The sequence below is a fragment of the Flavobacterium xylosi genome (assembly GCF_042787345.1).
GTDB classification, from domain to species: Bacteria; Bacteroidota; Bacteroidia; order Flavobacteriales; family Flavobacteriaceae; genus Flavobacterium; species Flavobacterium xylosi.
Map to the genome: position 1 here is coordinate 16,699 of NZ_JBHZPZ010000004.1, position 26,192 is coordinate 42,890.

Genomic DNA, 26,192 nt, shown 5'->3' on the forward strand with positions numbered 1-26,192 from the left:
TTATATGTAAATTTCTTTCCCTTGTTCAATAAACTCCTCTGATTTGGCTGCCATTCCTTTTTCAGCTTCGGCAACATCACGAATTTCTTGTGAGATCTTCATGGAGCAAAATTTTGGTCCACACATAGAGCAAAAATGTGCTACTTTGGCACCATCAGCCGGCAAGGTTTCATCATGAAATTCACGAGCTGTATCTGGATCTAATGACAAGTTGAATTGGTCTTCCCAACGGAATTCAAAACGCGCTTTGCTCAATGCATTGTCACGGTATTGTGATCCTGGATGACCTTTAGCCAAATCTGCTGCATGTGCGGAGATTTTATAAGTGATGACACCGTCCTTGACATCCTTTTTGTTGGGTAAACCGAGGTGTTCTTTTGGCGTAACATAACACAACATTGCACAGCCATACCAGCCAATCATTGCAGCTCCAATCGCAGAAGTGATATGGTCATAACCCGGAGCGATATCAGTTGTTAATGGTCCTAAAGTGTAAAATGGCGCTTCATCACAATGTTCTAATTGTTTGTCCATGTTTTCCTTAATCATGTGCATTGGTACGTGACCAGGACCTTCAATAAATACCTGAACGTCATGTTTCCAAGCTATTTTTGTCAGTTCCCCAAGTGTTTCTAATTCGGCAAACTGAGCCGCATCATTTGCATCGGCAATAGAACCTGGGCGCAAACCGTCTCCTAATGAAAAGGCTACATCATATTGTTTCATGATTTCGCAAATCTCTTCGAAATGAGTATAAAGAAAGTTTTCTTTGTGGTGATACAAACACCATTTTGCCATGATAGAGCCTCCACGGGAAACAATTCCGGTAACGCGGTTGGCTGTTAAATGGATGTAACGTAATAAAACGCCGGCATGAATAGTGAAATAAGAAACACCTTGTTCGGCTTGTTCTATCAACGTATCGCGATAGATTTCCCAAGTGAGATCCTCGGCCACGCCATTTACTTTTTCTAGAGCTTGGTAAATTGGTACCGTTCCAATAGGTACTGGAGAATTTCGGATAATCCATTCTCTGGTTTCGTGGATATTTTTACCCGTTGATAAATCCATTATCGTGTCAGCTCCCCAGCGGCAACCCCAAACTGCTTTCTCTACTTCTTCTTCGATAGTTGAGGTTACGGCGCTGTTCCCGATGTTAGCATTAATTTTTACCAAGAAGTTACGACCTACAATCATGGGTTCGCTTTCTGGGTGGTTAATGTTATTTGGAATAATAGCACGACCTCTGGCAACTTCGCTACGTACAAATTCCGGTGTGATTTTCCCCACCCCGGCCCTCCCCGAAAGGGAGGGAGTGTTCGCGCCCCAACTATTTCCTTCGTGTTGGTGTTGCATGGCCTTGGTTTGTTCGTTTATTAGCTCCAAGCGTTGGTTTTCACGAATAGCGATGTATTCCATTTCTGGTGTAATGATTCCCTGTTTTGCATAATACAATTGGGATACATTGGCTCCTTTTTTGGCACGCATGGGTTTGTGTAAATATTCAAAACGCAATTCGTCTAGTTTTTCGTCATTCAAACGCTTTTTTCCATATTCAGAAGAGATTTCAGTTAATTCTTCTACGTCATTACGGTCCAAAATCCATTGTTGACGGATGCGTGGCAATCCTTTTCGAATGTCTATTTCAATATTTGGATCGGTGAATGGACCAGAAGTATCATAAACTGTTACTGGCGGGTTTTTTTCTATTCTGCCGTTTGACATTTTAGTGTCTGATAATGCAATTTCTCGCATGGCTACTTTTATGGGATGAATGGTTCCGTCTACGTAAATTTTTGTAGAGTTTGGGAAAGGAGTTCTTGAGATTTTTTCTTCGTTATTCATTGTTTAGTAGTTTATGTTTTGATGAGTGTTTGTCTTCTGCTAGGGATAGTAATGGAAAGCCCGTAAAGTGGAAAGCCTCATAAAACAAGGATTAGTGAAGCGACCTTTAGGAAGCTTTGACTAAGACTATGTTTTATAGGATTGCAACTGCGGACTTGAAATGGATAGCCCGCCCGAGCAGCCAAACTATCCTCCTTGAGTTGCAGAGATGATGAGAATGTCGTCGGTTTCTTGTATAGGATGGCAATTCCAGTCAGATTTTGGAATCACAGTATTGTTGATGGCTACGGCAATTCCATTTTGTTTGATGGGAATTTCCAAGTCAAGAAGTGCCTGAACAGTAAGACTGTCAGTTGCAAATTGTTTTGTTTGATTGTTGATTTTGAGTTCCATTCCTTTTGAATTTAGTATAAGGTTATACTTTAGGAATGGCTACAGGAGTACATAAATGTACAAGGAAGTCATCTTACTTTTCCCTACGCTAGTATGAGCTAGATCAGGTTCAGAGGGTAATTCTCAGCCTACAATGTTGTAGACACCCCTAAAGTGTGAAACAAATGTAGGATATTTTTCTAGATGTAATTCTTAAATTTTGAAAAAAAAAGAAACTTTTTAAACTTGTTTTGTTATTGATTTTTAAAAAATCACTGTTTTTTCCAACAATCTGCTACATGATCATCAACCATTCCGGTTGCTTGCATGTGTGCATAAATTACGGTTGAACCAACAAATTTAAACCCACGTTTTTTCAAATCTTTGCTTATTTCATCCGAAATTGGTGTGGTAGAAGGAACTTCTTTTAAAGATTGCCGGTTATTTTGAATGGGTTGTCCATCTATAAATTTCCAAATGTATTTTGAAAAACTGCCAAATTCTTCTTGCACTTTCATAAAGGCAATTGCATTTGAAACTGTTGCACGAATTTTTAACTGATTGCGAATAATCCCTGCGTCTTGCAGCAATTCCTGGATTTTATCTTCGCTGTAAAGGGCAACTTTTTTATAGTCAAAATCATCAAAAGCTAATTGGAAGTTTTTTCTCTTTTTTAGGATTGTAATCCAACTTAGTCCAGCTTGGAAAGTTTCGAGAATCAGTAATTCAAATAATTTTTGGTCGTCATAAACTGGAACTCCCCATTCCTCATCATGGTATCTTTCGTAAATATCAATACCCACACACCATTTGCATCTTGTTTTTTCTTCCATGATCTATTCTATTTCTTCTGATAAATATTTTTTTATAATGTAGTGTCCCAAATAAATTAGCGGGGTCAATAAAATAGCTATTCCTAGTTTGAATGTGTAACCTGTCAATGCAGAACTGATAAAAGTATCAAAGTTAATTTTTCCGGGTAGCCAAAAAGCAATTCCAAGGACAATAAAAGAATCGAATAATTGAGAAATTATAGTGGAACCCGTTGCTCTGAGCCATATTTTATTATTTCCTGTACGGTTTTTAAAAAACCAAAAAATAGTTACATCAATCAATTGAGAAACTAAAAAGGCGATAATGCTTCCAACGATGATCCACATGCTTTGCCCAAAAACCATAAAGAACTGATCGTCGTTTACTGGGCTTATCCCTTTTGCTGCAGGAATGTTTATGGCTAAAAATAAGAGGATAAATGTATAAGCAATTAAACCGGCAGTGATTAAAGACAGTTTTTTCACTCCCTTTTCTCCAAAATATTCATTGATTAAATCGGTAGTCAGGAAAACAATGGGCCAGGGTAAAATTCCGATACTCATTACAAATGGACCTATTTGTATCAGTTTCCCTCCGATTAATTCAGCAGTAACGGCATTGGTTATGAAGATTCCGGCTAGAATAACGAAGACAAGTTCTTTTTTGGTTTTAAACATAGCTATTGGTTTGATTTCAAAATTAGGAATTTAATTTGAAATTTTAATTTTGAAATTTTTTTTCATTTTTTTTTAATATCAAAATATTGTAAAACAACTATTAGTATTCAAGCACAACATAATTTTATTTTAAGATTTTATCCACATATCTATTCTTATTTTTTTAGATTTTAACATAATCATAATTTACTGCAATAGTCATCAAACGAGACACAGTTTACGATTTGTATTTATACTATTTTAGACAATTTAGATTTTAAGGCAATGCAAAATCTTGGTCACAAAAAAAAGAGTACAACTAGTGTACTCTTTTTGTTTTATTTTAGTGTACTATATTAGAATCCACTTACATTTAATCGGCCGCCTGTTGCACATTTTCCTGAAAGTGATGCAGTAGGTGTAGCGCTATTCAAAAGTGCCCCTTTAATTTGCGCTGCGGTTGCTCCAGGATTTAATGATGCGTATAAAGCAGCTGCTCCAGAAACATGTGGAGTTGCCATAGAAGTTCCATTATAGCTAGCGTAGCTAGAAATATTCTGGCCCTTAGATCTTGTAGGAACTGTAGACCAAATTCCTGAACCAGGAGCACCAATATCAACAGATGTAGCACCATATTGAGAAAAACTGGACAAGGCTCCGGTACTTGTAATCGATGCAACTGCAATAACGTTTGCATTAGGGTAACTTGCTGGGTAACTTGGTGTAGCATCGTTGTTAGTTCCACTATTTCCTGCTGCAGCAATAAACAGTATTCCAGCAGAATTAGCTCTTTCAATTGCATCCTGAAGGGCTTGCGAGAATCCTCCTCCTCCCCAAGAGTTATTAGTAGCTACAATGTTTAAGCCTTGTCTTGTTTTTAAATTAGTGAAATAGTCAACTGCTTTTATTGCATTTGCCAATGTTCCACCTGTTCCGCCTAAAAATTTAGCATTTAGCATTTTAACGTTCCATACAACTCCAGCAACTCCTTTTCCATTGCCACCTACAGCTCCAATAGTTCCAGCAACATGCGTTCCGTGATCATCGTCAACTCCGTCAAAAACAGTATTGTCGTTTCCTGCAAAATCCCAGCCATACACATCATCAACAAGGCCATTCCCGTCATCATCTACACCATTTGCAGCCACTTCACCAGGATTTTTACCAGCATTTGCTGCAAGATCTTCGTGGTTATACATATAGCCTTCATCAATAATTCCAATATATACAGTTGCGGATCCTAACTTATTGTTTGCCCAAGCAACTGCTGCATTTGAACCAAACTGATTCGATGGAGAAGTTGTAGATCCAAACATTCCCCAAAGTGAACCACTAGTATAATAAGTGTCATTTGAAACTGCAAAATGATTGTATATCCAGTTTGGCTCTGCATACTCTACTCCTTGTAAATCTTTAATAAGCTCAATAGCTTCCATTGTGCCTAACTTTGAATTTACCAATAAAAGTTTTCCACTTGTGGTGTTTGTTTTAGCATTGGAAGTTTTCATAGAATTAGTGTTAATAACTTCTACTGTAGATCCTCCAATTAGAGATAAAATGTTTGCTGATGTTTTACCTCCAGTTTCTGTAGGTTTGAATTTAATAAGTAGTTGGTTCGGAACATAACTTGGTTGTACCTTGTTTTGTACTATTTCTGTTTGATTTAAATTTTCATCAGTACAAGAGGAAAATGCGAACAAGACTAGGGAGGCAATAAATAATTTCTTCATAAATTTGAGTTTTGGTTTTAAACGTTAAATGTATTAAAAAAATAGGGTAACTATAACTTTTTTGGTAAAAATATAAATAATTTTAGGTGATGGTCTTTTTATGTTGCATTTTTATGATCCGTGTTTTGAGGTAGGAATTTTCGTTTTGTATTTATAAGCTATTTAATTTAAATTGTTAGTGACTAATGTACACTGCATGAAGTTCAGTTTTTTATAATCTAATATGTTTAAGAGTTCTTTTTTAATGAATGAATCCGATAAAAAAAACCCATTTCAAATCTCTTTGAAATGGGTTATATATAAATCTGAAATCAAATATTATAATCTGAAATCAAAAAATCAATTTATCCTAGCGCCGCTCTTTTGAAACCGGTAACGATAAGATCTTTGTCTAAAGATTTCGCATAAGCAGCAACGCTCATTTTGTTGTCTTTGATATAATCTTGGTTTACTAAAGTATTGTCTTTAAAGAAACGAGCCAATTTACCTTTAGCGATATTGTCTAACATTGCTTCTGGTTTTCCTTCTTGACGTAGGATATCTTTAGCAATTTCGATTTCTTTAGCGATAGTTTCAGCATCAACACCAGTTTCGTCTAAAGCGATAGGAGACATAGCTGCAGCTTGCATAGCGATGTTTCTTGCAACTTCATCAGCACCATCTAATTTTGCAGATAAAGCAACTAAAGTAGCGATTTTGTTTCCAGAGTGGATGTAAGACCCGATAAAAGCACCTTCTAATTTCTCGAAAGTTCTAATTTCTAGTTTTTCACCGATAACTCCAGTTTGCTCTATTAATTTATCAGCAACAGTCATTCCGTTGAAATCACTCGCTAAAAATTCTTCTTTAGTATTGAAGTTCAATGCTGAATTAGCCATTTCAGTAGCCATTTTTACAAAGTTTTCATTCATACCTACGAAGTCAGTCTCACAGTTTAATGTGATAACTACACCAGCAGTTTTGTCAGCATTAACAACAGCAATTGCAGCACCTTCAGTAGATTCTCTATCTGAACGGTTTGCAGCTACTTTTTGTCCTTTTTTACGTAAGTTTTCGATAGCTAAATCAAAATCTCCGTCTGCTTCAACCAAAGCTTTTTTGCAGTCCATCATTCCTGCACCAGTGATTGTTCTTAATTTATTTACGTCTGCAGCAGTAATTGTTGCCATATTGTATATTTTTTTAAGGTTAAAAGTAAAAAATTCCAAGTTTCAAATCCAGTTTCCAATTTTATTAAATTATCAACTTTAGGTTTCTAATTTTTTATGGAGAGGAATTAAAACTTGGAATTAAATGTTTATTTATTCTTCAGTTGCAGTAGGAGCAGCTGCTTCAACAGCAGGAGCAACCTCAGCTACTTCAGCAGGAGCTACTACTTCTGTAGTTGCTTCAACTGGAGCATCACCTTCTTTGTCAGAACCTCTATCAGAAAGTCCTTCAACAATTGCAGCTGTTACTAAAGATAAAATTTTATCAATTGATTTAGAAGCATCATCGTTAGATGGGATTACGAATTCAACCTCTCTTGGGTCAGAATTGGTATCCACCATTGCGAAAACTGGAATGTTTAATTTTTGAGCTTCTTTTATTGCGATGTGTTCCGCTTTGATATCAACTACGAACAATGCAGCTGGTAGTCTAGACATGTCAGCGATTGAACCTAAATTTTTCTCTAATTTTGCACGAAGACGATCAACCTGTAAACGTTCTTTTTTAGAAAGGGTCATGAATGTACCGTCTTTCTTCATTTTATCAATAGTAGCCATTTTTTTAACAGCTTTACGGATAGTTACGAAGTTAGTTAGCATTCCACCAGGCCATCTTTCAGTGATATAAGGCATGTTTGCAGCTTTTGCTTTTTCAGCAACGATGTCTTTTGCTTGTTTTTTGGTAGCAACGAATAATATTTTTCTACCTGATGCAGCGATTTTTTTCAAAGCTTCATTAGCTTCTTCAATTTTTGCTGCAGTTTTATATAGATTGATAATGTGAATACCATTACGCTCCATATAGATGTAAGGAGCCATGTTTGGATCCCATTTTCTAGTCATGTGTCCGAAGTGAACACCTGCTTCTAGTAAGTCTTTAACTTCTACTTTGTTTGCCATTTTTGTTCTAGTTTACGTTCTGTTGATTAGCAATGCATAAATGGCGGTTTCCCGGCTATATACATTTAGATGCTAAACTATTTCCTACCTCAATAGGAGAGCAACAACAACTTTGTTTTTTAAATTCAATAATAAATGAACGATGTCTTGTCCTATTTGAACAAGACAGGTAATATTAACGTTTAGAGAATTGGAATCTCTTACGAGCTTTCTTCTGACCGAATTTCTTACGTTCAACCATTCTTGGATCTCTTGTCAATAAACCTTCTGGTTTCAAGATAGCTCTGTTTTCAGCATTTACTTCACACATAACACGTGCTAATGCCATTCTTACAGCTTCTGCTTGACCAGTTGAACCACCTCCGTAAACGTTCACTTTTACGTCAAAGTTGCTTACATTTTCTGTCATAGACATAGGTTGTAATACTTTGTACTGTAAAGTTGCAGTAGGGAAATAAGTTTCGAATGGTTTTTTGTTTACAACGATTACTCCCGTTCCTTCCGAAACGTATACACGTGCAACAGCGGTTTTTCTTCTACCGATTTTGTGAATTACTCCCATTACTTAAGATCGTTAAGGTTAACTGTTTTAGGTTTTTGAGCGCCTTGTTTGTGCTCTGATCCTACAACAACATTTAAATTTCTAAAAAGTTCAGCTCCTAATTTATTTTTAGGTAACATCCCTTTAATAGCTTTCTCTACTAATAATGCAGGATTTTTTGCTTGCAATACTTTAGCAGTTAAAGTTCTTTGACCTCCTGGATAACCTGTGTGACGAATGTAAGTCTTCTCGTCCATTTTGTTACCTGTAAGGTTGATTTTTTCTGAGTTGATAACGATTACGTTATCTCCGCAGTCCACGTGTGGTGTGTAACTTGGCTTGTACTTACCTCTCAAAATCATAGCGACTTTTGAAGCAAGACGACCTAAGTTGTGACCATCAGCATCTACAACAATCCACTCTTTTGTAACGGTGGCTTTGCTTGCTGATTGTGTCTTGTAGCTTAATGCGTCCATAATATATTTTTAATTAAACATTCCATCCCCTATAAAGGGGTTGCAAAAGTACAATTAATTATTTTAAATCCAAATACCTTAAATGATTATTTTTATCTTGTTTTGACTCTGATAATCAAATGTATATTTAAAATATTCCTCGAAGATTGAATTTAGAATTAATAGATAGTTGACTTATTAAACTAAACCGATATCATTTTTTATAATTATATTATACATTAATCATTTTTCAAAGGTAAATTTTATATTTTAATGGCTATTTTTGTTATTTATATAGTTAATATTATAATTATTTCTATCTTGTATTATTTTTTACATTATAAATTACAATAAATTTCTCCTTATGAAAGCCAAAGCAACATTAAAACAAATTGCAAAAGAACTTAATGTATCTGTTTCTACGGTTTCAAAAGCCCTTAATGACAGCCCGGAGATTAGTGAGTTGACAAAAATTAAAATTAAAGAATACGCAAAACTCAAAAATTACAAACCAAACATTATTGGTCTGAATCTTAAAAACAGAAAAACAAAAACGATTGGAGTAATTATACCTAACATTCTAAATTCTTTTTTTGCCAAAGTATTTAGTGGTATAGAAAAAGTGGCTGACGAAAAAGGATATAATGTCATAATGTGTATCTCCAACGAATCTTTAGAAAAAGAAGCCCATACACTTGAAATGCTAAGCAATGGGACTATAGATGGATTTATTTTATCGGTTTCTGAAGAAGCTCAAAAACTTCATGAATACAATCATTTCAAAGAAATTATTAATGACGGCACTCCCATAGTAATGTTTGACAGAACTGCCGAAGGAGTAGATTGTGATAAAGTCATTGTTGATGATTTTGATTCTGCTTTAAATTCTACACAACGTTTAATAGATTTAGGATGCAAGAATATTGCATTATTTTCTTCTATAGATAATCTAAGTGTTGGCAAGCTCAGAGCTGAAGGCTATCTAAAGGCATTGGAGAATAATAACATTATCTTTAATCCGAATTTAATCCTGAGAACAGATTCTGAAGAGGATTTAAACGAGAAAATTGAGAAGAATTTTGACAACAATACAATTGATGGAATTTTTGCGTTAGAAGAAAGTGACTCTGTGGCGGCATTGAAATTTGGTATTAAAAAAGGATATAAAATTCCAGAAGAGCTATCGATTATAGGCTTTGCTGATGGAATTCTTGCTTCAAGAAGACTGTCACCAAGCCTAACAACGGTAAGTCAGCACGGTATCGAAATAGGCGAGGTGGCCGCAAAATTGCTGATCAAAAGGCTGGAATCAACCGAAGAGAACATCCCGTACGAAACCGTTGTCATTAAAACTAAATTAAAAGAACGAGAATCAACACGGAAATTATAAAACATAAAAAAATCCATCAGTCAAAAAAGTCTGATGGATTTTTTCATTAAATCTGAATTTGGTTTTTCATCTCTTCAAATACTTACTAAACTCAATTAACTCAAATTTAATTCAAAATAATTTTTTCACTAAAAACAAGATCATCACCATTAACTTTCAAAATATAAACTTCTTTTTGAAGACGGCTTAAATCAATAGTTTTAAAATAAAATCAACAGGGTGATTTTTTTCATAAATTTGGTTGAATTCAATTATGGTTAGTTATTGCGACAAACTTAATTATTTTTATTCGATTTAAAAATCAACCGTTAAATCGTTCGAAATTTAACTTTTAACGGCAGTTATTGTTCTATAAAACAACAAAGCATTACCATCGGTAAGCAAGGAAATAAAATGGCAAATATGCAGCAAGCGACTGTACAGGTTATCTTTTTCCAAATGATGTTTTTCCGGCAACATCTTTAAAATTAAAGCATCATAATTAGAGGCATTCCCATTGAATTTATTGTTGAATGCGGTAATGAATTTATCCAACAAGGTTTGAATAATCTGATAACCCACGATTTCTTTCTCGATTACTTCCCTGCTTTGATAAATATTATTAACACTTATCTTGATAATATCATCCATTTGTGCCTTATACTTGCTTTTGTCCATAATGGCAAAAGGGAATTTGCCCTCCAGAATTAGTGCTTCATTTTCGATAAAAACTTTTACAGCATCATTGATTAAACTCCCAATGGCCAAGGCACGTAAATAACTTATGCGATCTTCTTTGGTTTCTAAAGTCTTATATTTAGAGGTATCTATACTGTCTTTTACTAATTTTATCAAATATTCCAAAGCAAAATCTTCGGAAACCAGACCTAAGTTAATTCCGTCTTCAAAATCAATAATGGTATAACAAATATCATCTGCTGCCTCAACTAAATAAGCCAAAGGATGTCTTTCAAAACCAATGTCGCTCCCTGATTTATTTGGAATCATTCCCATATCAGAAGCTACATCTTGAAAAAAAGTTTTATCCGTTTGAAAGAAACCATACTTCTTATCGGCAATATTTTTGGTTGGTTTTTTTGGCAGACTTTCTTTGGGATATTTCATAAAAGCGCCCAAAGTTGCATAGGAAATTCGCAGTCCACCTTCAATCCCTGGACGACTAGCCGTAAGAACAGAAAACCCATTAGCATTTCCTTCAAAATCAATTAAATCCTGCCATTCTTTTGGCGAAAGCTGATCTTTGTATTTTTGTCCGTTTCCAATGGAAAAATATTCGCCAATCGCTTTTTCTCCGGAGTGTCCAAAAGGCGGATTCCCAATATCATGCGCCAAAGATGCGGCAGCAACAATAGCCCCAAAATCATTCATGTGATAGCCATGAACTTCTTTTAGATGCGGATATTTTTCGATGATTTTTTTTCCTACCAATCGGCCTAAAGAACGGCCTACAACCGAAACTTCCAAACTGTGCGTCAATCTGGTGTGCACAAAATCAGTCTTTGATAACGGAATAACCTGCGTTTTGTCCTGTAAACTTCTAAAAGCCGCCGAGAAGATAATACGATCATAATCAACCTCAAAACCCAAGCGGGTGTCATCTTGTTCTATACGCAATCTTTTGCCTTTGTCTCCCTGACGTTTTAGTGATAAAAGTTGTTCCCAGTTCATCCTTTTGTTTTTGGTAATTAGAATGGGCTAATATAAAGAAAAGGTTGTGTTTAAAAGCAAAAAAGCGGTCTAAAATGACCGCTTTTTTATCTTTTCTTATTTCCTTATTCCACTGAAAATAGTTTCTTTTTCGCAACAAACTTGTGCTTTTTCACCACATAAGTTGCGGATAATGTATCATGCAATCCTCTTTCGGTTTTACCCAGAAATGAAAAAGGATCAATAGGGTTTAATCGGGATACGGTTCGTATCATAAAATTTTTAGTATTTGGTTTTGAGCCATCGACTCTTACCACCATAGTTTTGGTAAAATACTTGGCGAATGTTCTGGAGAAATACATCTCCGTAAATGCATAGTAAAAAAACAAGATAATAAGTCCAAAAAATAAATTCTCAATCAAACTCAATGATTTAACCCAGTTCGATGCCCCATAACTGTTCGTTACATTTCCAATTATATTTATGGTGGCTACTATACATACCGCGATGATGTAAATAATCAGTAAATCTATAATGAAATTCAGAAAACGTTCCCCTTTGGAAGCTAATAAATCATCTGTAATTGTGAATTTTCTATTTTCCATATTTAATGTTTTTGATTATTATAAAAAAGGCTTTAAGACCAACAATCTTCTCAAATATAGTGAATTATTTACAAATTTAAGAAGTAACTTCTTGATCTTTTAGTCCCGATTAAAGTGAAAATCCTTTTTATTTTTACTTTAAAAATAAAAAGATTGTAACGGAAAGCGGGAATTAGTTCCAAAAAAAAGCAGTTATCATTACAATAACTGCTTCAGATTTCTCCTTCGTCTAAATGACAATAGATTTATTTATCACGGATTTTCGACCAAAAATCAAAAATCGTTAATCATTATTCTAAAATCCTTAAGACCCACACATTTCACATTCGTCCGGACCAGCATTTTTAGCCAGCTCAATCATGGTTCTGTATTCTTCGGCAGACATTTCCACCGCAACAGATTCAACTGATACTGGTTGCTCAATTAATTCAATTGGCTCCGCTTTCTTATCGTTGTTCAATGTAAATTTAATCGCATCCACCGCAGCTTTTGTTCTTAAATAATACATTCCAGTTTTCAATCCGGATTGCCAAGCGTAGAAATGCATCGATGTCAATTTAGAATAATTCGCATTTTGCATAAACAAGTTCAATGATTGCGATTGATCCACAAAATAACCACGTTGACGTGACATATCGATAATGTCTTTCATTGACATTTCCCAAACCGTTTTGTACAATTCTTTCAAATCCTGCGGAATATTAAGGTCTTGAACAGAACCGTTATTTCGCATTAATTCCTGTTTCAATGTCTCGTTCCACAAACCACGTTCCACTAAATCGTGTAATAAATGCTTGTTCACGACAATAAATTCTCCCGAAAGTACTCGTCTTGTGTAAATATTAGAAGTATATGGTTCGAATGCTTCGTTGTTACCCAAAATTTGCGACGTCGATGCGGTTGGCATTGGCGCAACTAATAAGGAGTTTCTCACACCGTGTTCCATCACTTCTTTTCTCAATGAACCCCAGTCCCAACGTCCTGATAATTCCTCATCTTTCAATCCCCAAAGGTTATATTGAAATTCTCCTTGAGATATTGGCGAACCTTCAAAACTAGAATAAGGCCCTTCTTCTTTTGCCATTTCCATCGATGCAGTTACAGCAGCAAAATATAAGGTTTCAAAAATTTCCTGATTCAGCTTTTTAGCTTCGTCACTGGTAAAAGGCAAACGCAACAAAATGAAAGCATCAGCTAATCCTTGCACTCCAAGACCAATTGGTCTGTGGCGTTTATTAGAATTTTCTCCTTCTATTACCGGATAATAATTCCTGTCGATCACTTTATTCAAGTTTCTCGTCACCCGTTTTGTAACCGTATATAATAATTCATGATCAAATTTTCCATTGGCAACAAACATTGGCAAGGAAAGAGAAGCCAGGTTACAAACTGCAATTTCATCTTTGGAAGTATATTCCATAATCTCCGTACACAAATTCGATGAACGAATCGTACCTAGATTTTTCTGGTTTGATTTTCTATTAGCTGCATCTTTATACAACATATAAGGTGTTCCCGTTTCAATTTGCGATTCCAGAATTTTCTCCCACAATTCATGCGCTTTGATGGTTTTTCGACCTTTTCCGCGTTGCTCGTAATCAATGTACATCGCTTCAAATTCTTCGCCATAAACATCATACAATCCCGGACATTCATTAGGACACATCAAAGTCCAATAACTGTCTTCTTGCACGCGTTTCATGAACAAATCCGAAGTCCACATCGCGAAGAATAAATCTCTGGCACGCATTTCCTCTTTTCCGGTATTTTTTTTCAAGTCCAGGAATTCAAAAATATCCGCATGCCAAGTTTCGATGTAAATCGCAAAACTTCCTTTACGTTTTCCACCACCTTGATCTACATATCTTGCAGTATCATTGAAAACTCTCAACATAGGAACAATTCCGTTTGACGTTCCGTTTGTACCACGAATATAAGAACCTGTCGCACGAACATTGTGAATAGAAAGCCCAATCCCACCTGCTGATTGCGAGATTTTTGCCGTTTGTTTCAACGTGTCGTAAATCCCGTCAATACTATCGTCTTGCATCGCCAAAAGGAAACAAGAAGACATTTGAGGTTTTGGCGTACCCGCGTTGAATAAAGTTGGAGTTGCGTGTGTAAAGAATTTTTTCGACATTAAGTCGTAAGTCTCTATCACTGATTCCAAATCATCTAAATGGATTCCAACCGAAACACGCATCAACATATGTTGCGGACGTTCCACGATTTTACCATTTATTTTTAGCAAATAAGAACGTTCCAGCGTTTTAAAACCAAAATAATCGTAGTTGAAATCTCTGTTATATATCACATGTGAATCCAAAAATTCAGCATTTTTCATAATCACCTGATGCACTTCTTCAGACAATAAAGGCGCATCTTGTCCATTTCTCGGGTTTACATAATGAAACATATCGTTCATTGTTTCCGAAAATGATTTTTTTGTATTGGAATGCAAATTCGAAATTGCGATTCTCGCTGCCAATTGTGCATAATCAGGATGCGCGATGGTCATCGATGCCGCAGTTTCGGCTGCTAAATTATCTAATTCTGACGTAGAAACTCCATCATAAAGTCCTTCAATTACTCGCATTGCCACTTTCACAGCATCTACCAAATCATTCAAACCATAGCATAGTTTTTTAATTCTATCCGTGATTTTGTCGAACATTACTGGCTCTTTGTGGCCGTCTCTTTTTACTACGTACATACTTTTGTTTGTTTTTAAAACAGAAAATCCCTTCGCCGTTTTTCGTTATTTGTAATATGCTGAACTTGTTTCAGCATCTTTATTTGGAGCCATTTCCAGCTATCCGTTGCAATCTTTCTAGTCCTGAACTTGTTTCAGGATCCTGAAACAAGTTCAGGATTAGAAAGGATTTCCGCTACTATCTGGGCTAGTGCAACAGTAGTAGGAAGAAATTCAGTATAATTCAAACCATTCACAAAAAAGAAATGATAATGATTCAAGAAAAATTAAAAAAAATTAAAAATCTGCATCAAAAGATATTTTTTGAGCGTCACCGTCGGTATTCATAACCCCGGCTTTTTGATATTCGGCTACTTTCTTTTCAAAGAAATTTGTTTTCCCTTGAAGCGAAATCATGTCCATAAAATCAAAAGGATTAGAAGTGTTGTATTCTCTGTCGCAACCTAATTCAACCAACAATCTATCTGCCACAAATTCTAAATATTGTGTCATCAAAACCGCATTCATCCCAATCAAACTCACCGGAAGTGATTCGGTGATAAACTCTCTTTCTATATTTAAAGCGTCTACAATAATGCTTCTTATTCTTTCTTTTGGCACTTTATTCACCAAGTGATGGTTGTGTAAATGCACCGCAAAATCACAATGAACGCCTTCGTCTCTAGAAATCAATTCGTTAGAAAAGGTCAATCCTGGCATTAATCCACGTTTTTTCAACCAATAAATAGAACAAAATGCTCCCGAAAAGAAGATTCCTTCCACTGCTGCAAAAGCAATCAGTCTTTCGGCAAATGAATCAGACTCAATCCATTTCAAAGCCCAGTCTGCTTTTTTCTTAATCGCAGGAAAAACTTCTAAAGCGTTGAATAATTCATCCTTTTCAGCTTCATCTTTTACGTAAGTGTCAATCAGTAACGAATACGTTTCGCTGTGAATATTTTCCATCATGATCTGAAAACCGTAAAAGAATTTTGCTTCCGCATACTGCACTTCGTTCACAAAATTTTCAGCCAGATTCTCGTTTACAATTCCGTCAGAAGCAGCAAAAAAAGCAAGAATGTGTTTTACAAAATAACGCTCGTCATCAGAAAGCTTGTTATTCCAGTCATTCAAATCCTGAGACAAATCTATTTCTTCAGCAGTCCAGAAACTGGCTTCCATTTTTTTATACCATTCCCAAATATCATGGTGTTTGATAGGAAAAATTACGAAACGATTTTTATTTTCTTGTAAAATTGGTTCAACTTGCGCCATTATAAGTGTGTGTTTTTTGAGATTTTAACGAAATTCTGTGCTTTCTGTGGATTACAAAGATTGTAAAATATTGCGACTTATAAAAGCCAAACTTATCCACAATCGGCTTTAGTTTTTAACAAATGAGATAAAACGGAATATTTTTCGAGCCTTTTTCAATAAACTGAATATCAGTTCCTTGAAAAATAAAAAAGCGCGTAAAGTACCGTAAAATATAGGATTATAAAAATAAAAAACAAGGACTTTTTTAATTATTTTGAAATTATTTTTTCATGTCCAGTGCTACTTTTTCAAGCTCTGCATACCAGTCTTCTCCAAATTTTCTAATCAAAGCTTCTTTGACAAATTTATACACCGGCACCTCGAGTTCCTGACCTAAAGAGCAGGCCGGGTCACAAATATCCCACTTGTCATAATTGACAGCGGCAAACTCGGTAAAGTCTTTGACACGAATTGGGTAGAGATGACAGGAAACAGGTTTTTTCCAGTCAATTATTCCTTGATTATAGGCTTGTTCGATACCGCAAAGGGCCGTTTTACCATCAAAAATAACATAAGCACAATCTTTATTATCAATCAATGGCGTTTCAAGATCACCATCGGTACCATTTACCCAAGTTCCCTGCGCTTCAATTGCGGCAATTCCCTCTTTACGTAAAAACGGTTTAATCTTAGGATAGATTTCTTCCAAAATTTTTGTTTCTTCAAGACTCAACGGAGCTCCGGCATCACCATCTACACAACAGGCTCCTTTACAAGCTGACAAATTGCAAACAAAATCTTTTCCGAGTATGTCTTCTGAGACAATGGTTTTTCCTAATTGAAACATTATTTTGGGGTACTGTGATTATGACTGCAAAGGTAGTCAAAGTATATGGTAATTTTTTAGTTAAAACCCAACTTTAACCTTCTATAAAGCCGAATCTTCCAACGATAAAATCAGATCCAAATTGGACATTACACAGAAAATAGTAGCGGAAAATATTTTATATTAGTTTAAAAAAAGCTTAAAAATATCGGAATACCCTTGTTTTTTAACTGATAATATGCTAAAAAGTTTAACTTTACGACCAAAAAAAGACATGATAGGATTCGATATTAGAGAGATTGTAACCGTGAGTATGGTCCTTTTTGCAGTAATTGACATTATTGGCACTATCCCCATTATCATTGATTTAAGAGCTAAATTCGGACATATCGAATCAGAAAAAGCAACATTAGCTTCAGGAGCTATCATGATTGTTTTCCTTTTTATAGGTGAAGAATTTTTAAATTTAATTGGAATTGATGTTAATTCATTCGCCGTTGCAGGATCTTTTGTTTTGTTTTTCTTAGCATTAGAAATGATATTGGGAATACGATTGTATCGCGATGAAGCCGCCAGCTCAGCATCAATAGTACCAATAGCGTTCCCACTTGTTGCCGGAGCCGGGACGATGACCACTTTATTATCCTTGAAAGCGGAATTTCAAACTATTAATATTGTTATTGCCATTATTCTAAATATCATACTCGTATACATTGTTTTGAAGTCATCCGCAAGAATCGAAAAACTGTTGGGAGAGAACGGACTTGGAGTGATTAGAAAGACTTTTGGAGTGGTTCTACTGGCCATCGCTGTTAAATTATTCGCCGCGAATGTTAAAGGTTTGTTTGTGTAAAATAAATTTTCATAAATTTACCCCATAACGCAACAATGCATAAAAATATTTGATTTTTATTAAAATAATTTTTTAAATAAAAAATCTTAAATTTTTAATTAAAAAAACAAAAAAATATCATGAAAATCTTCACTAACATACTCGTGTTTTTAGCCCTAGCTTTAATCATATTTAATGTTACTTTACTTGATTTTAGCCATCCATTTCAGGGCAATAGTCTATATGCAATTATAGGTGTTGCAGCTTCATTATGTGCCGTTTTAATTCTTTTGATTTTTAGAATGTCTAAAAAAATTGAAGAAAAAATGAATGGCAAATTCTAACATGTTTGACATTTTAATTGTAGGCGGTGGCGTATCCGGAATGTCATGTGTGCTTGTTTTAGGTTCAGCCAAAAACAAACCTTTTGCCATTGATAAAAAGATTGGCATTTTCACCCACCAAAAAACATCCTCGCTTCAAGAAGCACTTTTCAATAATGCATATGGAATCGCTTCAGGTAAATTAGGATCTCATTTATTGACAGAAAGTATTCAACATCTTTCCGAAACCTATCCTCATGTCGCACAAATTCCAAATGAAAAAGTGCTGAAAATCGAGGGAGCGTTTCCGGAATTTATAGTTACTACAAACAAGAACACTTATAAAACAAAGACTGTTGTTATAGGTATTGGTTCGGCAAATACATTTGCGATTGAAGGTCTGATGGAATATATAGAACCGCACCAAAAATCACTTCCCGAAAAACAAAGAATTCAGCTAAGAAACAACGACCATAAAGTTGCAGAAGGAATTTATGTTATAGGAACTTTAGCAGGTTGGAGAAGCCAGCTAGCCATTGCTGCCGGAAGCGGCGCTGCGGTCGCTACCGATATTCTTACTTTATGGAATGGAGGCGTGCAAACTCATTCTCACGATAGCATCAGATAGTAGATTTCGGCTTGGATAACTAAAAATAACAGTAGATTTACATTTTTATTAAAATGTTTATATGTTATCACATTTATTAGGCCTGGCAAGACTTATCATTTTTATAGTATTTGTTTCCTTTTTCTCCTTGATTTTCTATTTCCTGCGTTTCTTTAGGAGTGAAGAAACCAACTCCAAGAAAGCGCTTGAATTACGCGATTTTTTGATAAGAGTGTCTAATTATATTTTAGGCATACGCACCATCGTTTATGGAGAAAGACCGAAAGTACAAGGATTAATTGTAGCTAATCATCGCTCTTACTTTGACCCAATCGTCATTGTTAATCATATACATGCTTTTCCTGTAGGAAAAAAAGAAGTGGAATCGTGGCCACTTATTGGTTACATCTGCAAAATATCAGGGGTGTTATTTGTAAACAGAAAATGCTCAATAAGCAGACAAGAAACAGCCGAAAAAATTCGAGAGGCTCTTGCAAAAGGATATTCTATCATTAATTTTCCAGAAGGCACAACAGATGATTTGCCAACCACTGTAGATTTCAATTATGGTTCATTTGTGATGGCAACAAAAATTAAAGCTGCAGTTATTCCTATAGCCATTGATTACAAAGAAAAAACAGATGCGTTTATTGGCAACGACACTTTTATTCCTCATTTTTTAAAATGTTTTGGAAAATGGACTACTGAAATCAAAATCACTTTTTTTCCGGCAATTCATTCTGAAGATGCCACTTATTTATTGAACACGTCTAAAAGCATTATAGATAAAGAACTACTGCGCTATAGAAAAGATTGGGACAGTGAAAATTAGTTGTTACTTTAAGATTAAAATGACATTCCTAAAAAGCAATTGCGAATTTATTTACTTTTCATTTTTAAAAACTGCTTTAATCATTGCATCTTCTTTCAATACAATTTCATAATAATATTTTTCTCCATATAATTGTCTCGCAAACTCAGCAGTAAGATATCGTTTTACCAAGGACTTGCTTTTGCCAAATTTTAAATCTAATCCGTTTTGGAAAATATACTTCTGAAAAGAATTAAAATACAAATCGGTCGCATTCATTTTAGATATGAATTGCTGAAAACTCAACCCTTTAAAAGCGTTTCTATTTTCATCTAATTGTTCGAAAACAAAATGACCAACAATGCCTGACTGTAACAAATAAGCCGTACTCTCACTGCCATGTTCCACTTCAAGCGGCACAAAAACATCAGGAACGATTCCGCCGCCGCCGTATACAATTTTACCTTTTTTAGTTTTAAACTTCAAAGTGTCAGAAACTTTTATACTGTCTTTATTGTACAATTCTCCATTTTCAAATCGCCCATCCGATTCTTTAAAATAGGCTTCATTGCCTTTTGAGTACGGTTTTTGAATCGAGCGACCCGTTGGTGTGTAATATCTTGCAATTGTCAATCGAACTGCGGAACCATCATCAAAATCCATTTCGCGTTGTACCAATCCTTTTCCAAAGGAACGTCTACCAACAATTGTTCCTCTGTCATTATCCTGAATGGCTCCTGCTAAGATTTCACTGGCAGACGCACTATTTTCATTGATTAGCACAAATACATTTCCACTTTCAAAACTTCCTCTTTCTGTTGCAAATGTTTTCTCTGTATTGCCTTTTTTATTTTTCGTAAAAACAATCAATTGTTTGTCTTTCAGTAATTCATCGGCAATAGCGATTGCTTCTTCCATATAACCTCCGCCATTGTCACGAACATCTATAATCAATGATTTTGCACCTAGCCGTTTCAAATTTAAAAGACCGGCATTGAATTCACCATAAGTAGTTTCGGCAAATCGATTTATTTTTATATAACCGGTATTATTCTTCAACAGCATCGATACATCAACACTTTTTAAAGGAATAACATCTCGCTTTACTTTTAATTTGATTTTTTTATGCTCTGATTTCCTGTAAACCGTAAGTTCTATTTCGGAACCTACAGTTCCTTTTAATTTAGCAAACAAACTGTCATTAGGCAATTTTCGTCCGTATAATTTTGTTTTATCAACATACAAAATCCGATCTCCCGCTTTTATTCCCGCTTTTGCCGAAGGGCCATTCTCAACGGGTTTTATTATAGCCACGGAATCATTGTACATATAAAAATTTACGCCAATACCTACAAAATCGCCTTTCATGCTTTCAATAACTTCCGCTTGCTCACTTGGTGGAATATATACGGAATGAGGGTCCAGTTTTGCCAGAATATTGTCAACCGTCAGATTTACAATTGAATCTGTGTTTACATTATCAACATATTCGTTATCAATAAAATCAATAAGTTTATTCAACTTATTTTTAGAATTGTTATTTGCAAAAAACTGATTTTGGTTACGGAAATTTAATGCATCGCCCAGGACAACTCCTAAAGCAAGAGTCACACCAATAATTATAGGCAGGTATTTATTATCGATTTTCATTTAAGCTAGATTGTCAATTAATGGTATCATGCGCACTTATATTATATCAAATTAGGCCTTTAAAAACCATAAAATTAAACAATAGAACACAGTCAATTTCATTAATTATCTAATTATTAACAACAAAAAATAAAATATAAATCACATTGGGTAATTAAAATCGTCTAAACTATCTGGACAATGACTCTAATGTGCATTTCTATTGCTTATCTAGTCAATCCATATGCCGTTTATACAACTTTGTTATTCTTCTAATATTGGAATATGCTCTACTTCTATTCCAGCTTTAATCAAAAACTGAATTCCGGAATCATCACGATATCCATTATGATACACCACTCTTTTTATCCCTGATTGATGAATTAATTTACTGCATTCTTTACAAGGCGAAAGCGTAATATACAAGGTAGCTCCTTCACATGATTGAGTGGATCTGGCCACTTTCAGAATAGCATTTGCTTCAGCATGCAAAACATCCCAGCGTGTTAAACCTTCCTCGTCTTCACAACAATTTTCAAAACCAGACGGAGTTCCATTGTATCCGTCAGATATTATCATACGGTCTCTTACAATGATTGCGCCCACTTGTTTTCTTTTGCAATAGGATAAAAGTCCCCATTCTGTTGCAATTCTAAGATAAGCTTTGTCGTATTTATTTAATTTTATTGATTCCATTTTTTTATCTAATCCAAATTTTACTATCTACTATCATTGGCAGAACCACTCCTATTATAAATGCGGACATCACCAAAGTCCAATCTCTTTTAGAAAATCGGAAAACAGTTTGTACAATATAAGATAGAATCAAAACTACAAAAACGACTACAATTTGAGCTGCTTCAATTCCCAATGCAAATTCTCCTAAAGGTATTAATTTCGAACTGGGAGATCCGCCCAGAATTGATTTGAAATAATTTGAAAAACCCAAACCATGAATTATCCCAAAGAAAAGCGTGATGAAAAATACCAGATTTATACTCTCTTTTTTACTTGATTTCCCAGCAGTAAAAAGATTAAACAAAGCCGTTATTAAAATGGTTATGGGAATTAATAACTCTACCACATTTACTTTAATGGCAATTATTCCAAATATGGATAATAACAAAGCCAAAGTGTGCCCTATTGTAAACATTGACACCAATAACACTATTTGTTTCCAATCCTTGAAAGAGAAAGGAACGGCTAAAGCTATTAAAAACAAAACATGATCGTAAGCATGAATATCCAAAACATGCTTTAATCCTATTTGAAAATAAATCCAAAATTCTGACATAGGTAAATAATTTGGTTGAGATTGGGGCTGTAAACTTACGATTAATTTTGAAAATGATGGATTTGAAGAAATAAATCATCCCTTAAAAAGTTAAATTCCATAAAAGAAAATTAATAAGAAAATTAAAATCAATAAATTTAAAAATAGATTTATCTTTGTAAGATAAAAAATTATAATTATGTCATTTTCAGATTTATTTGATAGCGAATTTAAACAAAGAAATAAAGGTCACTTTTCAGCTATTGTTCGTGTGGCACTTGCCGATGGAAAATTTGCTCCAGAAGAAAAAGCGTTTTTGGACAAACTAGCTTTAAGACTAGAAATTTCTCCGGCAGAATATGCAGAAATTTTAGAAAACCCATTAAAATATCCTATCAACCCTCCTTATTTGCATGAGCAAAGACTAGAGCGTTTGTTCGATTTAGCACGAATGGTCCATGTAGATCACCACCTAGGAGATAAGCAAGATCTTTTGTTGAGAAAAATTGGATTAGCGTTAGGCTTTCCTCCTGAAAATGCAGACTACATCATTGAGAAAGCGATGATATTGGTAGACGAAAAAGTAGATTTAGACACTTTTGTCACCGAAATGTTGAAACATTCATAAACAAAAAAGCTTCCACCATTGGCGGAAGCTTTTTTTATACTTCTTATTTTAGTACTTGCTTAATTTTGCTTTTTGCATAAATTCCTCTGCTTTTTCTACCATATTATAGCTTCCGCAGAAAAAAGGAACCCGTTCATGCAATTCCGTTGGCATTATTTCCATTATACTTCCAAAACCATCCGAAGCTTTTCCACCCGCTTGTTCTACGATAAAAGCCATTGGATTACATTCGTACAACAAACGTAATTTCCCATTTGGAGCTTTAGAACTTGTAGGATAAATATATATTCCGCCTTTTATCATATTTCTATGGATATCAGAAACTAAACTCCCTATGTAACGCGAAGTATAAGGTCTTTCGCCTTCTTCCAGCTGACAATATTTAATATAATCTTTTACACCTTGTGGAAAATGAACATAATTCCCTTCATTGATAGAATAAATATTCCCATCTTTGGAAAATTGCATATTCGGATGAGACAAATAAAATGTCCCAATTGCCGGATTTAACGTAAACCCATTTACCCCATGTCCAGTGGTATAAACCAACATTGTTGACGTTCCATAAATTACATATCCAGCAGCAACCTGATTAATTCCTGGTTGTAAAAAATCTTCAATTGTCACCGGCGTACCTATTGGAGTTACCCTTCTATAAACAGAAAATATTGTTCCTACCGATACATTTACATCAATATTTGATGAGCCATCAAGAGGATCCATTAAAACTACATACTTATTGTTGTGGCTTTTGTCGCTTCCTTCTACAGTGATGAAGTCGTCATTTTCTTCTGAAGCGATGCCACACACAATTTCTCTATTTATCAAAGTTTGGATAAAAACTTCATTGGCATATACGTCCAGTTTCTGCTGGTCTTCCCCTTGAATATTTTGTTCCCCGGCAGCACCAATTATATCAACCAGTCCTGCTTTATTGACTTTATAGTTGACCACTTTAGCAGCCAGACGGATTGAATTGATAATTCGGGATAATTCACCTGAAGAATATTGAAAAGCATTTTGGTTTTCGATGATAAACTCACCTAGTGTTTTGTTGCGTTCTTCCATTACGAAATCGTTGTAGTTATTTTGAAGTCACAAATATCGGTTTTTTTGTGAAAATGATTTGAATAATATTTACTTAGTTTATCACTATTGTATATTTGCTTTAAAAATTGCCGAATTTTAATCTAAAAAGCTTTATTTTGATCAATTGAAAACATTAAAAATAAAAATTTATGAAATGAGCAATGTAGGTGGTTAATGCTAACTCCTATGAAATTATGCAAATTCCATATTCCAAAAAAATAAATACATTCCACTATGAACATTAGAAAAGGAAAACCAGAAGACATGTCGGCCGTTTTAGGCCTTATTCAAGAATTAGCAGACTTCGAAAAAGAACCAGATGCAGTTCTTGTAACTGTCGATGATTTAGTTCGCGATGGTTTTGGTACCACTCCTTTATTTCATGTTTTTGTAGCCGAAGTTGAAGCCGACCCGAGCGATAGCGAACAGGCGAAGCAAATAGTTGGTATTGCTTTATATTATTATCGTTATTCTACCTGGAAAGGAAAAATAATTCATCTGGAAGATTTAGTGGTAAAAGATAAGATGAGAGGCACAGGATTAGGCTATGCTTTGTATTCAGAAATTATTAAACAGGGCAAAAGAGATAATGTTCGAAGAATTGACTGGCATGTTTTGGACTGGAATACACCGGCAATCGACTTTTATGAAAAATCAGGAGCAAAAGTGCTGAAAAATTGGTATTTGGCACAGATGGATGAAGACGGAATCAACTATTTCGTAGATAATAGGTTGAAATAAAATTAGAAAAATTTTTGTTTAAAAAAATATGAAAGTATTCAAATTTGGTGGCGCTTCTGTTAAAGATGCCGAAGGAATAAAAAATGTTTATGACGTTTTACAAAAAGTAGGTTATGAAGACGTACTTTTGGTGGTCTCTGCTATGGGGAAAACTACAAATGCGCTGGAAGTGGTCATTAAAAATTATTTCGAAAAATCGGCCGAATTAAATTCTTCGGTTCAAGAAGTAAAAAAATACCACAATCAAATCTTAATGGATTTGTTTGAAGACGAAAAAAACGAAGTTTTCAATGCTGTAAATATCCAATTTTCTGATTTAGAATATTTTTTGGCTCATAATAAATCTCCAAATTATAATTTTGTTTACGACCAAATTGTAAGTTACGGTGAGTTAATATCGACCACTATTTTAAGCCATTTCATGAGTTTTATGGGAATAAAAACACAATGGCTGGATGTGCGTAATTTTATAAAAACTGATGCCAATTATAGAGATGCGGAAGTAGATTGGGAATTGACACAAAAAAATATTTCCAAAAATGTAAAAAGAAAAATTTTGAACATAACTCAAGGATTCTTGGGTTCTGACGCAAATAATTTTACCACCACTTTAGGCCGTGAAGGTTCTGATTACACCGCAGCTATTTTTGCGTATTGTTTAAATGCAGAAAGTGTAACGATCTGGAAAGACGTTCCGGGAGTTATGAATGCTGACCCAAGATATTTTGAAAACGCGAGTTTACTTAATCAAATCTCGTATCGTGAAGCTATCGAATTAGCGTTTTACGGTGCTACCGTTATTCACCCAAAAACTTTGCAGCCTTTACAAAAAAAGGAAATTCCTTTGTTTGTAAAGTCGTTTACAAACCCATTGTTGCCGGGAACTCGGGTTGCCAAAGGTGCTGATTTAGAGCCTTATTTACCTTGTTTTATTGTCAAAAGAAACCAACTTTTGATTTCGCTTTCCTCGATAGATTTCTCTTTCATTATGGAAGAAAATATCAGCGAAATTTTTGCTTTGTTTCACCAATTCAAAATCAAGGTAAACTTAATTCAGAATTCTGCCATTAGTTTTTCAGTTTGTGTGGAAGATAAATTTGGCAATTTCAAAGCCTTAAATGCGATTTTGTCTAAAAAATTTAAAGTCGATTTTGACGAGAATGTTACTTTATACACGATTAGACATTTCAATGATAATGCGGCACAAACCGTTGAAAAAGATAAAATAGTTTTGTTAAAACAAGTGAGTCGGGATACTATGCAAGTAATTACCAAAGAATAAGTTATATATTTCTTACCAGAAAAATGGAAGTCCCACTACG

General features: G+C 34.7%; 26 protein-coding genes and 1 riboswitch. Of the genes, 8 read left to right on the plus strand and 18 right to left on the minus strand.

Features of this window, described 5'->3' with window-relative positions:
* The 9 genes from thiC to rplM all read right to left on the minus strand — a co-directional run bounded on the left by thiC (nucleotide 1) and on the right by rplM (nucleotide 8,541).
* Nucleotides 1-1,845, minus strand: a complete 1,845-nt coding sequence (gene thiC, locus ACFX5E_RS04160; protein WP_379853915.1) for a phosphomethylpyrimidine synthase ThiC — start codon at nucleotides 1,843-1,845, stop codon at nucleotides 1-3.
* Nucleotides 1,846-2,031: 186 nt separating this feature from the next.
* Nucleotides 2,032-2,238, minus strand: a complete 207-nt coding sequence (gene thiS, locus ACFX5E_RS04165) for a sulfur carrier protein ThiS (protein ID WP_379853916.1) — start codon at nucleotides 2,236-2,238, stop codon at nucleotides 2,032-2,034.
* A 63-nt stretch (nucleotides 2,239-2,301) separates the two neighbouring features.
* A riboswitch (TPP riboswitch) is annotated at nucleotides 2,302-2,398 on the minus strand.
* A gap of 91 nt (nucleotides 2,399-2,489) precedes the next feature.
* Complete coding sequence (locus tag ACFX5E_RS04170; RefSeq protein ID WP_379853917.1) at nucleotides 2,490-3,050, minus strand: DNA-3-methyladenine glycosylase I; 561 nt, start codon at nucleotides 3,048-3,050, stop codon at nucleotides 2,490-2,492.
* 3 nt (nucleotides 3,051-3,053) lie between these two features.
* Nucleotides 3,054-3,707, minus strand: a complete 654-nt coding sequence (locus ACFX5E_RS04175; RefSeq protein WP_379853918.1) for a queuosine precursor transporter — start codon at nucleotides 3,705-3,707, stop codon at nucleotides 3,054-3,056.
* A gap of 335 nt (nucleotides 3,708-4,042) precedes the next feature.
* Nucleotides 4,043-5,416, minus strand: coding sequence for a S8 family peptidase (locus ACFX5E_RS04180; RefSeq protein ID WP_379853919.1), 1,374 nt, complete (start codon nucleotides 5,414-5,416; stop codon nucleotides 4,043-4,045).
* A 344-nt stretch (nucleotides 5,417-5,760) separates the two neighbouring features.
* Nucleotides 5,761-6,585, minus strand: coding sequence for a translation elongation factor Ts (gene tsf, locus ACFX5E_RS04185; RefSeq protein WP_379853920.1), 825 nt, complete (start codon nucleotides 6,583-6,585; stop codon nucleotides 5,761-5,763).
* A gap of 132 nt (nucleotides 6,586-6,717) precedes the next feature.
* Nucleotides 6,718-7,524, minus strand: coding sequence for a 30S ribosomal protein S2 (gene rpsB / locus ACFX5E_RS04190; RefSeq protein ID WP_379853921.1), 807 nt, complete (start codon nucleotides 7,522-7,524; stop codon nucleotides 6,718-6,720).
* A gap of 175 nt (nucleotides 7,525-7,699) precedes the next feature.
* A complete protein-coding gene (gene rpsI / locus ACFX5E_RS04195; protein WP_073204671.1) occupies nucleotides 7,700-8,086 on the minus strand; it encodes a 30S ribosomal protein S9 in 387 nt (128 codons plus the stop codon).
* Nucleotides 8,086-8,541: a 50S ribosomal protein L13 gene (rplM, locus tag ACFX5E_RS04200; protein ID WP_073204674.1), complete on the minus strand. Its 456-nt coding sequence runs from the start codon at nucleotides 8,539-8,541 to the stop codon at nucleotides 8,086-8,088. Before rplM ends, rpsI begins: the two co-directional genes overlap by 1 nt.
* A gap of 343 nt (nucleotides 8,542-8,884) precedes the next feature.
* Here rplM and ACFX5E_RS04205 point away from each other — a divergent pair, with 343 nt between their 5' ends.
* Nucleotides 8,885-9,910 (plus strand): LacI family DNA-binding transcriptional regulator, encoded by a 1,026-nt coding sequence (locus tag ACFX5E_RS04205; RefSeq protein ID WP_379853922.1) that lies wholly within the window; start codon nucleotides 8,885-8,887, stop codon nucleotides 9,908-9,910.
* A 324-nt stretch (nucleotides 9,911-10,234) separates the two neighbouring features.
* On the opposite strand, the gene dgt is transcribed toward ACFX5E_RS04205, so the two are convergent.
* The 5 genes from dgt to ACFX5E_RS04230 form a co-directional block, all read right to left on the minus strand.
* Nucleotides 10,235-11,578: a dGTP triphosphohydrolase gene (gene dgt / locus ACFX5E_RS04210; protein WP_379853923.1), complete on the minus strand. Its 1,344-nt coding sequence runs from the start codon at nucleotides 11,576-11,578 to the stop codon at nucleotides 10,235-10,237.
* Between the two features lie 104 nt (nucleotides 11,579-11,682).
* Nucleotides 11,683-12,162, minus strand: a complete 480-nt coding sequence (locus tag ACFX5E_RS04215; protein ID WP_379853924.1) for an RDD family protein — start codon at nucleotides 12,160-12,162, stop codon at nucleotides 11,683-11,685.
* 304 nt (nucleotides 12,163-12,466) lie between these two features.
* Nucleotides 12,467-14,875 carry a ribonucleoside-diphosphate reductase subunit alpha gene (locus tag ACFX5E_RS04220; protein ID WP_379853925.1) on the minus strand — a complete coding sequence of 803 codons (2,409 nt, stop codon included), beginning with the start codon at nucleotides 14,873-14,875 and terminating at the stop codon, nucleotides 12,467-12,469.
* Nucleotides 14,876-15,151: 276 nt separating this feature from the next.
* Nucleotides 15,152-16,129: a ribonucleotide-diphosphate reductase subunit beta gene (locus ACFX5E_RS04225; protein WP_379853926.1), complete on the minus strand. Its 978-nt coding sequence runs from the start codon at nucleotides 16,127-16,129 to the stop codon at nucleotides 15,152-15,154.
* Between the two features lie 262 nt (nucleotides 16,130-16,391).
* Nucleotides 16,392-16,958, minus strand: a complete 567-nt coding sequence (locus ACFX5E_RS04230; protein WP_379853927.1) for a DUF3109 family protein — start codon at nucleotides 16,956-16,958, stop codon at nucleotides 16,392-16,394.
* Between the two features lie 253 nt (nucleotides 16,959-17,211).
* On the opposite strand from ACFX5E_RS04230, the gene ACFX5E_RS04235 reads away from it, so the two are divergent.
* From ACFX5E_RS04235 to ACFX5E_RS04250, 4 genes are all read left to right on the plus strand, one after another.
* Nucleotides 17,212-17,790, plus strand: coding sequence for a MarC family protein (locus tag ACFX5E_RS04235; protein ID WP_379854121.1), 579 nt, complete (start codon nucleotides 17,212-17,214; stop codon nucleotides 17,788-17,790).
* A 119-nt stretch (nucleotides 17,791-17,909) separates the two neighbouring features.
* On the plus strand, nucleotides 17,910-18,113 hold the full coding sequence (locus tag ACFX5E_RS04240) for a hypothetical protein (RefSeq protein ID WP_103999027.1): 204 nt from the start codon (nucleotides 17,910-17,912) through the stop codon (nucleotides 18,111-18,113).
* A gap of 1 nt (nucleotide 18,114) precedes the next feature.
* Complete coding sequence (locus tag ACFX5E_RS04245) at nucleotides 18,115-18,720, plus strand: FAD-dependent oxidoreductase (RefSeq protein ID WP_379854122.1); 606 nt, start codon at nucleotides 18,115-18,117, stop codon at nucleotides 18,718-18,720.
* 61 nt (nucleotides 18,721-18,781) lie between these two features.
* A complete protein-coding gene (locus ACFX5E_RS04250) occupies nucleotides 18,782-19,531 on the plus strand; it encodes a lysophospholipid acyltransferase family protein (protein WP_379853928.1) in 750 nt (249 codons plus the stop codon).
* Nucleotides 19,532-19,582: 51 nt separating this feature from the next.
* Here ACFX5E_RS04250 and ACFX5E_RS04255 read toward each other — a convergent pair whose 3' ends face one another.
* From ACFX5E_RS04255 to ACFX5E_RS04265, 3 genes are all read right to left on the minus strand, one after another.
* Nucleotides 19,583-21,160 (minus strand): S41 family peptidase, encoded by a 1,578-nt coding sequence (locus ACFX5E_RS04255; protein WP_379853930.1) that lies wholly within the window; start codon nucleotides 21,158-21,160, stop codon nucleotides 19,583-19,585.
* 243 nt (nucleotides 21,161-21,403) lie between these two features.
* On the minus strand, nucleotides 21,404-21,835 hold the full coding sequence (locus ACFX5E_RS04260; protein ID WP_379853931.1) for a deoxycytidylate deaminase: 432 nt from the start codon (nucleotides 21,833-21,835) through the stop codon (nucleotides 21,404-21,406).
* Between the two features lie 4 nt (nucleotides 21,836-21,839).
* On the minus strand, nucleotides 21,840-22,433 hold the full coding sequence (locus tag ACFX5E_RS04265; protein ID WP_379853932.1) for a HupE/UreJ family protein: 594 nt from the start codon (nucleotides 22,431-22,433) through the stop codon (nucleotides 21,840-21,842).
* Nucleotides 22,434-22,611: 178 nt separating this feature from the next.
* On the opposite strand from ACFX5E_RS04265, the gene ACFX5E_RS04270 reads away from it, so the two are divergent.
* On the plus strand, nucleotides 22,612-23,040 hold the full coding sequence (locus tag ACFX5E_RS04270; RefSeq protein WP_379853933.1) for a TerB family tellurite resistance protein: 429 nt from the start codon (nucleotides 22,612-22,614) through the stop codon (nucleotides 23,038-23,040).
* A 48-nt stretch (nucleotides 23,041-23,088) separates the two neighbouring features.
* Here ACFX5E_RS04270 and fbp read toward each other — a convergent pair whose 3' ends face one another.
* Nucleotides 23,089-24,108 carry a class 1 fructose-bisphosphatase gene (gene fbp, locus ACFX5E_RS04275; RefSeq protein ID WP_379853934.1) on the minus strand — a complete coding sequence of 340 codons (1,020 nt, stop codon included), beginning with the start codon at nucleotides 24,106-24,108 and terminating at the stop codon, nucleotides 23,089-23,091.
* A gap of 255 nt (nucleotides 24,109-24,363) precedes the next feature.
* On the opposite strand from fbp, the gene ACFX5E_RS04280 reads away from it, so the two are divergent.
* Nucleotides 24,364-24,870, plus strand: a complete 507-nt coding sequence (locus ACFX5E_RS04280; protein ID WP_379853935.1) for a GNAT family N-acetyltransferase — start codon at nucleotides 24,364-24,366, stop codon at nucleotides 24,868-24,870.
* Nucleotides 24,871-24,898: 28 nt separating this feature from the next.
* Entirely contained in the window at nucleotides 24,899-26,152 is a 1,254-nt protein-coding gene (locus ACFX5E_RS04285) for an aspartate kinase (protein WP_379853936.1), read from the plus strand.
* Nucleotides 26,153-26,192 lie beyond the last annotated feature (40 nt).